Annotated in this window: 10 protein-coding genes; 8 read left to right on the top strand and 2 right to left on the bottom strand. The window is 64.7% G+C overall.

The window, feature by feature from the left end; genetic code table 11:
• The first annotated feature begins 14 nt into the window (after nt 1-14).
• The 4 genes from BJI69_RS16540 to BJI69_RS16525 all read left to right on the top strand — a co-directional run bounded on the left by BJI69_RS16540 (nt 15) and on the right by BJI69_RS16525 (nt 4452).
• Nucleotides 15-1325, top strand: coding sequence for a cation:dicarboxylate symporter family transporter (locus BJI69_RS16540; protein ID WP_046966587.1), 1311 nt, complete (start codon nt 15-17; stop codon nt 1323-1325).
• A gap of 70 nt (nt 1326-1395) precedes the next feature.
• On the top strand, nt 1396-2835 hold the full coding sequence (locus tag BJI69_RS16535) for a carbohydrate porin (protein WP_046966586.1): 1440 nt from the start codon (nt 1396-1398) through the stop codon (nt 2833-2835).
• Nucleotides 2836-2861: 26 nt separating this feature from the next.
• Nucleotides 2862-3581, top strand: a complete 720-nt coding sequence (locus tag BJI69_RS16530; protein WP_046966585.1) for a PIG-L deacetylase family protein — start codon at nt 2862-2864, stop codon at nt 3579-3581.
• Nucleotides 3582-3624: 43 nt separating this feature from the next.
• Nucleotides 3625-4452, top strand: a complete 828-nt coding sequence (locus BJI69_RS16525; protein ID WP_046966584.1) for a nucleotidyltransferase domain-containing protein — start codon at nt 3625-3627, stop codon at nt 4450-4452.
• A gap of 24 nt (nt 4453-4476) precedes the next feature.
• Here the strand turns inward: BJI69_RS16525 and BJI69_RS16520 are convergent, their stop codons facing one another.
• Both BJI69_RS16520 and ftrA read right to left on the bottom strand, forming a co-directional pair.
• Nucleotides 4477-5655: an acetyltransferase domain-containing protein gene (locus tag BJI69_RS16520; protein ID WP_046966583.1), complete on the bottom strand. Its 1179-nt coding sequence runs from the start codon at nt 5653-5655 to the stop codon at nt 4477-4479.
• Nucleotides 5656-5754: 99 nt separating this feature from the next.
• Complete coding sequence (gene ftrA / locus BJI69_RS16515) at nt 5755-6729, bottom strand: transcriptional regulator FtrA (RefSeq protein ID WP_046966582.1); 975 nt, start codon at nt 6727-6729, stop codon at nt 5755-5757.
• Nucleotides 6730-6818: 89 nt separating this feature from the next.
• Here ftrA and BJI69_RS16510 point away from each other — a divergent pair, with 89 nt between their 5' ends.
• The 4 genes from BJI69_RS16510 (at nt 6819) to pgaA (ending at nt 11233) form a co-directional block, all read left to right on the top strand.
• A complete protein-coding gene (locus tag BJI69_RS16510) occupies nt 6819-7229 on the top strand; it encodes a rhodanese-like domain-containing protein (RefSeq protein ID WP_125903088.1) in 411 nt (136 codons plus the stop codon).
• Nucleotides 7230-7323: 94 nt separating this feature from the next.
• Nucleotides 7324-8559 (top strand): poly-beta-1,6-N-acetyl-D-glucosamine synthase, encoded by a 1236-nt coding sequence (pgaC, locus tag BJI69_RS16505; protein WP_244465220.1) that lies wholly within the window; start codon nt 7324-7326, stop codon nt 8557-8559.
• On the top strand, nt 8556-9026 hold the full coding sequence (pgaD, locus tag BJI69_RS16500) for a poly-beta-1,6-N-acetyl-D-glucosamine biosynthesis protein PgaD (RefSeq protein ID WP_046966579.1): 471 nt from the start codon (nt 8556-8558) through the stop codon (nt 9024-9026). The genes pgaC and pgaD overlap by 4 nt, the downstream gene beginning before the upstream one ends.
• Nucleotides 9027-9181: 155 nt before the next feature.
• The gene (gene pgaA / locus BJI69_RS16495; protein ID WP_052767054.1) at nt 9182-11233 is read left to right on the top strand and encodes a poly-beta-1,6 N-acetyl-D-glucosamine export porin PgaA; all 2052 of its coding nucleotides are present in this window, start codon (nt 9182-9184) and stop codon (nt 11231-11233) included.
• Nucleotides 11234-11237: the final 4 nt, after the last annotated feature.

Genomic DNA, 11237 nt, shown 5'->3' with positions numbered 1-11237 from the left:
GAAAAGACGCCCTGATGATCAAGACGACCCTCAACATCGCGCCAGCGCCACTGAAGGCGCAACGCCCCTTCTACCAGGACCTCACGTTCCAGGTGGTGGCGGGCATGGTGCTGGGCGTACTCCTGGGTGCGCTGGCGCCAGACATCGGCAAGCAGCTCAAGCCGCTCGGCGACATCTTCATCCGCCTGATCCAGATGGTCGTCGGCCTGATCATCTTCTGCACGGTCACCCACGGCATCGCCAGCGTGCGCGACCTGGGCAAGGTGGCGCGCATCGCGATCAAGGCGATGGTGTACTTCGAGGTGGTCACCAGTATCGCGCTGGTGCTGGGGCTGGTGACGATCAACCTGCTCAAGCCCGGCGTGGGCATGCACATCGATCCCGCCCTGCTTCATACCGGCGTCACCACGGCCAAGGATGGCGCGGCAGCGGTGCCCACCGGCGCCGGCGATTTCCTGGTCAACCTGGTGCCCAACTCCGCGATCGAGGCCTTCGCCAAGGGCGATATCCTGCAGATCCTGGTGTTCTCCGTACTCTTCGCCTGCGGCCTGGCGTCGCTCGGCGAAAAGGCCCAGCCGGTACTGCATGTGGTGGATACAGTGCAGTCCGCCTTGTTCTGGATCATCCGTCAGGTGATGAAGATCGCGCCGATCGCGGCCTTCGGCGCCATCGCCTTTACCGTCGCCCAGTTCGGCCTCGCCACGCTGCTGCCGTTGGGTGCGCTGATCCTCGAGTTCCTGCTCACCTGCGTGCTGTTCTTCGCGCTGGTACTCGCACCGATCTCGGCTTACGCCGGATTCAACCTGCTCAAGCTGATGCGTTACTTCCGCGAAGAACTCGTCCTGGTGCTGGGCACGAGCTCATCGGAAAGCGTCTTTCCACAGCTCACCGCGAAGCTCACCCGGCTCGGCGTCAATGAATCGGTCGTCGGCATGGTCCTGCCTACCGCTTATAGCTTCAATCACGACGGCACCTGCCTGTATTTCGCCGCCGTGGCGGTGTTCCTGGCCCAGGCCACGGGGACCGCGCTCGGCTGGGAACAGCAGCTGGGCCTGCTCGCCATCCTGCTGCTCACGTCGAAGGGAGGTGCCGGCGTTTCCGGCTCCGCTATCGCCGTGCTTACCCTGACCCTGGCTGCCACCAAAACGATTCCGGTGAACAGCATCGCCCTGATCCTGGGCATCCACCGGATCCTCTCGGCCATGTTCGTGTTCACCAACATCGCAGGCAATTGCGTCGCCACCGTGGTCGTCGGTCATTGGGAGAAGGCCGTCAACCGCGAAACACTCAGGCAGGAACTGGATACGGGTTACCAACCCGCCTGATCTGCCACATCGTCCGTACTACATGCCTCGCGAAGTCCCTCGACTCCGCGATCGGGGAGGGATTGCTCAAATGAATCGCACGAGTTACATCGCCACCGCGCTTTGCAGCCTTGCTGCCGCGCTCACGCCAGCACTGGCCTTCGCCCAGAACGTGCCTGCCATCGCCCCTGCGTCGAGTTCATCGGCACCAGACACGACCGATCCCGGCTCGGCAGGCAGGGCCGTGACGCCGAAGGAAGGCTCCAAAGGCCCGTTCGCGGACGTCGGAACCGCCCTGAGAGACAAGGGCATCAAGCTGCGCAGCGCGCTGATCGACCAGTACGCGAACAACACCACCGGTGGCATTTACCAGGGCCATAGCAATGTCGGCCAGTTCAACATCGGCGCCGATTTCGACCTGGACAAGATGATCGGCCTGAGCGGCGGCTCGTTCCACTTCACGGTGTACCGCGACTACGGCGAAAGCCTCAACAAGTACGTCACCGGCACCTTCACCAAACAGCAGTACATCTACAAGAACGAGTTCTACCGCTGGCACCTCGGCCTGTTCGCCTACGAGCAGAAGCTGCTCGACGATAAGCTCGACATCACCGCCGGCCGCCTCGGCACCACGACGTATTACGGTCATCTGGTGACCAACTGCCAGTTCGAGTCCGCCGACACCTGCGGCGAGCCGCGCATCCTCGTGTCCGAGGCCGGTTTCAGCCTGCTCCCGTCGGCGACCTGGGGCCTGAACATCAAGGCCCGGCCGACGCCGCACACGTATATCGAAACCGGTGTCTTCGAAGTCAATCCGACGACATCGGCCAGCAATGGCCTGGATTTTTCGGTCGGCAGCGCTACCGGCGTCACCGTGCCGGTGGAATGGGCCTGGCAAAAGACCGATCCAACGACGACCCGTTTCCCGTTTGAACTCAAGGTTGGCGCCTTCCTGAGTACAGCGCCGCTCACCGACCCGTACTTCAACACGGCAGGACGCTCGAAGGCGCTGTTCGGCGGCACGGCCCGCACGGTGAACAGCAGCCGCGATGGTGTCTACATCATGGGCGACCGTGTCATCTGGCGGCCGAACGATGCGAGCACGCGGAGTTTCAACGTGTTCGGCGGCATCGTCCAGCAGCTCGACGAAGCGGAGATCATGCGCCAGCAGGTGTATGCCGGCTTCGTCTGGACCGCACCGTTTGCCAGCAGGCCGACCGATACGTTCAACTTCTCGATTTCCGAGTTCCAACTCACGCCACGTGAGCGCGAGTTCCTCCGCGACGCACGCGCCAAGAAGGGCGGCCACGGCACCAACGCCGAACACCAGACGGCTTACGAGCTGACCTACGGCTGGCGCGTGGCACGCGGCCTCGAGCTGATGCCGAGCCTGCAGTACATCGTGCATCCGGACAACTCGAGCATCACCAATACCGCGATCTTCCCGAAAAACATGTTCGTCTACGGCGTGAGTCTCAAGATGGATCTGGGCTACATGCTCGGCTTCGACAAGACCGCCGGCGGCGACTGACCCCTCCCCTACGAACGGATCCCCTCATGACGAAGAACACAGCATTGGTAGTCAGCGCGCACTCGGCCGATTTCGTCTGGCGCGCCGGTGGCGCGATCGCGCTGCATGCCGCGGCCGGCTGGGACGTGACCGTCGTCTGCCTCTCGTACGGCGAGCGCGGCGAATCGGCCAAACTCTGGCGCAAGCCCGGCATGACGCTGGAGAAGGTCAAGTCGGAGCGTCAGGTCGAAGCGGAGAACGCCGCGCGACACCTCGGCGTGGCGGATATCCAGTTCTGGGACCTCGGCGACTACCCCATCACCCTGGGCAAGGACGTGCTGTTCCGGTTGGCGGACCTCTACCGCGCCGTACGGCCGAGCTGGGTCATGACGCACTCGCGCCTCGACCCCTACAACGCCGACCATGTGGCGGTGAGCGCCTTCGCCCAGGAGGCGCGCATCGTGGCGCAGGCCCACGGCCACGACCCCGCGACTCCGGTGATCGGCGCACCGCCCGTCTATCTCTTCGAGCCCCACCAGCCCGAACAGTGCAGCTGGAAGCCGGACACGATTCTCAACATCACCGATGCCTGGGACAAGAAGCGCGCCGCCATCGAGTGCATGCAGGGCCAGGAGCACCTGTGGGAGTACTACACGCGGGTGGCGCTGCAGCGCGGTGTCCAGGGCGGCCGCAACTCGGGCACGCCGATGACGTATGGCGAGGCCTATGAGTCGGTGTTTCCGGCCGTGGTCACCACGTTGGGGTAGAGTTTGATTTAATGGTCTGCCGACCGACCGACGAAGGAACGCCGTGAATACCCCTGTCCTGGCTGCCGATCCGCTGGTTCATCCGGTCAGCGACGCTGTCCGCTCCGATATCGTCGAACGGCTTTCGACGATCGAGAGCGAACATGGCGTGCGCGTCCTTTACGCCTGCGAATCGGGTAGCCGCGGGTGGGGCTTCGCCTCGCCCGACAGTGACTATGACGTCCGGTTCATCTATGTCGCACCGTTGTCCCATTACCTTTCGGTCACGCCACACCGTGACGTGATCGAACTGCCGATTTCCGACGAGCTGGACATCAACGGCTGGGACCTGCGCAAGGCACTGGGCCTGCTGAAGCGAGGCAACGCCACGTTGATCGAATGGCTGGATTCCCCGGTGGTCTATCGCGCGGATGCGCTTTTCCTTCAGGAGGTTCGGCGGGTCGCTCGCGATACACACCAGGCCGAGCGCTCCTTCCTTCATTACCTGCACATGGCCAGGAAGAACTACCGCGATTACCTGCGCGGTGACATGGTCAGGCTGAAGAAGTACCTCTACGTCCTTCGGCCGCTGCTCGCGGCGCTCTGGATCGAACAGGGCCGAGGCACCGCGCCGATGCCCTTCCAGCAGTTGGTCGACACGATCGTCACCGGCCCGGCGCTTCGCCTTGCCATCGACAAGCTTCTCGTCATCAAGCGAGCGGCGATGGAGAGCGAGCAAGCCACGCCGATGCCGGCCATCAACGCCTTCGTGGAACGTGAACTCGAGCGCCTCGCCAACGTGTCGCCCGTGGAAAAACACGCCATGGATTTCGCGCTGCTGGACACGCTGTTACGGGAGACCGTGATCCGATGTGATCCCACGATGTCGTGAGCCTGGTCCGATATCACGGCTGTCTCACAGATAGCTAAGCCACCACCTCTTGTGCGTGGCCCGGTATCGCGCATAAGCCTTGGCCATCGGATACAGCACGACAAGCACGGCAAGCCACACGGCGTACGTACCCCAAAGCGACAATCCCCACCCATCCGCACGCAGCCGTGACGGATCGCTCAGGGTGCCGATAAAGTGCGCCGCCGGCACACCGTAGAACTGCGCGATGATCACCGCGAAGGTGTGGGCGAGATAGATATGCAGCAGGTACGAGAGCATCGGCGTACGGCCGAATGCAAGGAACGGTTTTAACAGCCACGCCGGGGCACGCCCCAGCGCGAGGCCGATCAGCGTCGATATCCCGAGCGTGACCAGGACGTAGTCCAGCGAGGGCGGGTACTTCGCCACGGACATCACGGCCAATGGGGTCAAGGACGCATCGGCGGGCACGGTCCACGGCCGCGGATCGCCGTAGAGGTTCGGCAGGCGCAGCACGAAGAACAGCAAAAGTGCCCCGATCGCCAGTAGCGCGAGCGTCCGGCTTCGGTGCGACGGCTCCATCAGGTAGATACCACCGATCCCATAGCCGACACACATCACACCGAACCAGGGCAGCACCGGATAGGCGATGAAACCGAACGGCAGCACACCCGGTTGCATGAGCAGATGCCATGGCAGGCCCCAGGCACCGAGCGTGGCGGCGTCGACGCCGTCGAACAGGTTGTGCCCCGCCACCAGCACGATGCCCAGACCGAGCACCACGCGCCGCGGCAGGTGAACTACTGCGGACATCAGCACCATGCTCAGGCCGATCGCATAGATCACCTGCAGGAAGATCGCCGGACGAAAATCGAAACCGAAGTCGACCACGGTGATTTCGAGGAAGATCAGCCACAGGCCACGGGTGAGCAGGAACCGCGAAAGCGGCCACCCGGTCTTGCCACGATGCGCCTGCAGGAAGATGGATACACCCGAAAGAAGAACGAAGGTCGGCGCGCAGAGATGGGTGACCCATCGTGTCAGGAACAGGGCGACCGAGGTCTTGTCCAGATCCAGCGGATCGAACAGAAAGGCCTGGCGATTGACGAAGTCGCGCGTATGGTCGAGGACCATGAGTGCGATGACCAGCCCGCGCAGCGCGTCGATGAAGTCCAGTCGTGGCAGCGGTGCTGCTGCTGGCGTCTGTGTTTGCTGTTCCACCATCACGAGTGACCTCGGGATCCGACTCAACCGGCCCTTTGTAGCGCCTTCCCCACCCGCCGTGAATCGGTGCAATGGCCTAGGCCAGCTGGCGGCGCACGCTTATCGCTGGGCCGCAAACCGCTGGCGATAGGCTCCCGGGCTCGTTCCGAGTTTGCGCCGGAAGTGATGGCGCATCGTCGTCGCGGAGCCAAGGCCGGTCTGCCCGGCGATCAGCTCGATCGACAGCGTCGAGGCTTCGAGCAGTTCGCGGGCGCGATCGACACGCAAGGCCGTCAACCAGTCCGCCGGCGTCGTGCCCGTGGAGGCCTTGAAGCGACGGATGAAGGAGCGCTCGCTCATCGCGGCCATGGCGGCAAGCGTGGCCAGCGGCAGATCGTCGGCAAGGCGACGGCGCATCGCGTCCATCACGGGGCCAAGCAGATCGCGCTCACGGCTGGCCACGGGCCGCTCGACGAACTGGGCCTGGCCGCCGTCCCGGTGAGGCGGGATGACCAGGCGCCGCGCCACGTGGTTGGCGATAGCAGGGCCCCGATCACGCCGGACCAGATGCAGGCAGAGGTCGAGACCGGCCGCACTACCCGCCGAGGTGAGCACCTGCCCCTCGTCGACATAGAGCACACCCGGATCGACTTCGATGGCCGGGTATCTCTCGCGCATCGCCTCCGCGTAGCGCCAGTGGGTCGTGGCACGGCGTCCGTCGAGCAAGCCCGTCGCCGCGAGCACGAACGACCCCGAGCAGATCGAGAGCAGGCGCGCGCCGCGGGCATGGGCGCGACGAAGTGCATCCAGCACGACCGAAGGCACCGCCTCGTCGACACCCTTCCAACCGGGAATAACGATGGTCCCGGCCGCGTCGAGACGATCGAGATTCCCATCGGGCCGGACCCGGACACCGTGCTGACCGCGGATATCGCCGCCTTCCACCGCACAGGTCTCGAAGCGATACCAGTCGTCGCCCAGTTCCGGCCGGGCCAGGCCGAAGACCTCGGCGGCACTGGCGAACTCGAACATGCACAGGCCGTCGTAGAGCAGTGCGACGACGAGCGCGTTCGGCGGACCGGGCTGACTTGTCATGATTTGATCGCATGATGGCGTTCTCGCCACTATGCCGGTCGGCGGCGATCGGGACAATGGCTTGCACATCCACCGCCACGAGAGCCGTCATGTCCAACGCCGTCGTCCGTGTTCCCGCTGCCGCCTCCGATCTCGCCGTCGCCCGCTTCGAGTCCGAACTCGCGTTTGAAACCGATTGCTGGGACACGCACGAGGCGCTCGCCAGTGACCATCCTGGGTTCGTGCTGCTCGATGTCCGCAGCCCGGCCCTGTTCGCCAGGGGCCACGTGCCCGGAGCGATCAACCTGCCGCACGGCAAGATCATCGCGTCACGCATGGCGGCGTGGCCCGGGTCGACGCTGTTCGTGACGTATTGCGCCGGCCCGCATTGCAACGGCGCCGCTCGTGCTGCGGCGAAGCTGGCTCGTCTCGGACGCCCCGTGAAGATCATGGCCGGTGGCATGACCGGATGGATGGACGAGGGTTTCGAGGTCACGCGGGAAGCTGAATACACCGCGTGAGTCCTACACAAAACGTCAACACGAAATAGCCAGACTTGCCGATTATGAGCATCGTCATCGGCAGGTCCCACGGATGAGCACGGATGCATCGTTGATGCATTCGTTGCTCGAATATGCGTTCTTCTACCCATGGATCATGTCGCTGCTCTGGATGAGCGGCGGGCTGGTCTACTTCTTCCGCATCGAGCGCCGTAAAGGCGATCGCGAAAGCCCACCCCAGCTCGACCACTACCCGTTCGTCACCCTCATCGTGCCGTGCTTCAACGAGGGCGAGCAGGTGCGCGAGACCATTGCGCACCTCGCCAGCCAGCGCTGGCCCGACTTTGAAATCATCGCGGTGAACGACGGTTCCGGCGACGACACCGGGCCCCTCCTCGATGCCCTGATGCGCGAGCAACCACGCTTGCGTGTCCTCCACCTGGAGACCAACCAGGGCAAGGCCATGGCCTTGCGTGCCGCCGCGCTTGCGGCCCATGGCGAATACATCGTCTGTGTCGACGGCGATGCCCTGCTCGATGACTACGCCACGCACTGGCTGGTCTGGCAGCTCCTGCGCAACGTCCGTGTCGGTGCCGTGACCGGCAACCCGCGTATCCGCAATCGCTCGACCCTGCTGGGCAAACTGCAGGTGGGCGAGTTCTCGTCGATCATTGGCCTGATAAAGCGCGCGCAGAGTGTCTACGGAAGGATCTTCACGGTGTCGGGCGTGATCGCCGCGTTTCGCCGGAGCGCCCTGCACGACATCGGTTACTGGCACACCGACATGGTCACCGAAGACATCGACGTGAGCTGGCGGCTGCATATGAACGCATGGGAAGTCCGCTACGAGCCTAACGCCCTGTGCTGGATACTTATGCCGGAGACCTTGCGCGGCCTATGGCGGCAGCGCCTGCGCTGGGCGCAGGGCGGCTCCGAAGTCCTCCTGCGATATGCCCGCAACCTCCTGCGCTGGCGGCACCGCCGCATGTGGCCGCTGGCCATCGAATACCTGCTCAGCCTGGTCTGGTCGTACGTCATGGCCGCGATCATCGTGCTGTGGGCCGTCGGCAAGCTCGTCGATGTGCCGCCCCCCTTCCACGTCGAATCGCTGTTCCCGCAATGGCACGGCGTGGTCCTCGGGATCACCTGCCTGACCCAATTCATGCTCAGCCTGCTGGTGGATCGTCGCTACGAGACGAAGATCGGTCGCAACTACTACTGGATGATCTGGTACCCGCTGGCTTACTGGATGCTCAACACCGTCACCTCGATCGTCGCCCTGCCCCGTGCCGCCATGCGCCGCCATGGACAGAGCGCCACGTGGGTCAGTCCGGACCGGGGCATCACATGAAAGCCGAAGCGATCGTCATCGACCAACCCGAGCGCCAGTCACTGCCACGGCGCGCACTGTACGGCGTGCTCACCGTGCTCGCCTGGCTGCTCTGGGGCCTGCTCTGGCTGCCTGCGCTGCACCGGGTGGCCCGCGCGCTGGACATCCCGGTGCACGTCGAACGCTGGATACCCCGTGTCGTCCTCAGCAGCACACGCGAGCTGGTCGACATCGTTTGGCTGGCGCCGCTGAGCCTGCTGGTGTTCCTCGCCTGGTCGCTCTACGAGGGAAGACGTAAACAGGGAGGGCGCCAGCGTCGCCGCAAGGCCGGCGCGGTATCGCTGCCCGCTGCGGCGGAATCGCTGGGCACATCGACCGCCGAGGCGCTTCGCATCCAGGACAGTCGCCGCGCCGTATTAAGCATCGACGACGACGGGCACATCGGCGTGAAGACATCCGACACGGGTACCCGCGCGTCGCAAGCCTGAACGCCGTTCTTCGAACCGCCAGAAAAATGTGACGCGCATCACATGTGGCACGGTGCTTGCCTTTACGATGGCGGGCTTCTTTAAACCTCCGTTGCCGGGAATGAATATCCGGCACGATCGAGACAGGTCATGTTGTCGGGATGGGATCAACTTTGATGATTTTTCAGCGGGACATCCGCATGCCGCGCGCCAGGCTCTGCCTTGCGCTGCTCCTGGCCCTGCATGGGCCTGTGGCACAGGCTGCGGCACCCCCCGAGCGCGATGCGCTCATCGCCAAGGTTCGCCAGGAGCGTGACCAGGGTCATCGGATCGAGGCCTTGGCCCACTGCCAGGCCCTCCTCGCCCGCTGGCCGGATGACCATGAGGCGCAGACGCTCAACGTCACTTTATTGACGGAAATGGGCGCAACGACGCGCGCCAGGGAACTGGCGTCGACGTTGCAGCCGCCACAGAGCCAGACGGACAAGGCGCGCCTTGAGGCTGACCATGTCGCGCGCGAAACCCGCTGGGCCATGGGCGAGCCGGCCGACATGCGGGCGCCATATGCCGAAGCGGACCGCGCCGTTGCCGACGCGCGGCGCCTGGCCGACGATCCTCTGCTGCCCGCCGACATGCGTCAGCGGGAGCAGTTCGACCTCATCGTCGCGCTCGACCAGGCCGGCCTTACCGGCGAGGCGGCGCAGCGCTACGACGCCCTTCATGCGCAAGGCGTCACCCTTCCCGCGTACGCCGAGCGAAACGCCGCAGATGCCCTCCTTGCGCGGCGGCGGCCCGCCGAAGCCGCACGACTTTACGAAGACAGCATCGCGAAGGACCCCGGTCCTTACGACGATGCCGAGATCGATCCGCGCATCGGGCTGATGTACGCCTATCTGGAGTCGGGCGAAACCGCGAAGGCTCTCGCCACGATCGATACCCTCGCCGCAAAGGAGCAGCCCTGGGTCCGCGTACCCGGCATCCGCCTGCCGATCCAGAACCCGCGCAAGTTCGATGCCGAATCCGCCGCGATCTCCGCGCGCAGCATCGTCGACATGCAAGCCGACGCGTATGCACGCATCGTCCCGCTCAGCCGTGAAGCACCCGCCGAGTCGAACATCCGCCGCCAGCTCGGCATGGTGGAACTGGCGCGTGGCTGGCCGCGGCGCGCCCAGGACGACCTGGCCATCGCCGATACCTTGAACCCGCGCGATGTCGACTCCTACCTCGATGCGGCCGACACCCAGCGTGCGCTTCACGATTACGAAGGGATCGACGAAAACCTTGCGGAAGCCAAGGTCGTGGGCAACCGCACCGATCGCGTGGACCGCGCCGTGCAATCGTGGGAGCGCGAACGTGGCTGGCAATTCGATATCAGCCAGGAGAACGGCAAGGGCTCCAGCCCCGACTATGGTGACCGTGACAGTGCGACCGTGGCTACGATCGCAAGCCCCTTGATCGACGATCACTGGCGCGTGCTCGCGCTCGGTCGCTACTCCACGGCCGACCTGCCCGAAGGCGATGTCCGCCGCACACGCTTCGGCCTGGGCGTGCGCGGTTATGCGCGTGGCCTCGAGGTCTACGTGCAGGCCCTTCCCGCGGCAGACCGCTACGTCGGCAAGACGGCGATCGAAGCCGGTTTCGACTGGTCACTGAGCGATCACTGGGCGATCGCTGCCGACTTCAGCACGGCCGGCGAAGACACGCCGCTGCGCGCGCAGTACTACGGCATCTCGGCCAAGACGATCGACACCGCCGTGACCTGGCGTGCCAGCGAGCTGACCCAGGCGCGCCTGGGCCTGTCGCGCGACGATTTCAGCGATGGCAACAAGCGCACCGGCTGGCTCGCCGCCTTCACGCAACGGGTGTATACCGCCCCCAACCTCGCCTTCGATGGCGGCGTGGAACTGGGCGGCTCGATGAACACGCAGACCGATCGCCCGTACTTCAATCCCCGCCGCGACAACAGCTACGCCCTGACCGGACGTCTGCAGAACCTGCTCGGCCAGTTCTACGAGCGTCAGGTCACCCAGCGCATCGACGTCGCCGTCGGCCAGTACGCCGAACAAGGCTACGCCACCGACTGGATGGCCAGCATCCGCTACGGCCAGATCTTCCAGCCGCGCGCGGGTATCCGCCTGGGCTGGGGCATCGGCTGGCACAACCAACCCTACGATGGCCGCCGCGAACATCGCGTCGTCCTCGACCTTACCCTGCACTGGGGAGAATGAGAGT

It is taken from the genome of Luteibacter rhizovicinus DSM 16549 (assembly GCF_001887595.1).
In the GTDB taxonomy this organism is placed as follows: domain Bacteria; phylum Pseudomonadota; class Gammaproteobacteria; order Xanthomonadales; family Rhodanobacteraceae; genus Luteibacter; species Luteibacter rhizovicinus.
The sequence above is the reverse complement of the archived record's forward strand: the minus strand, read 5'-3'. Positions and strand labels throughout refer to the sequence as shown.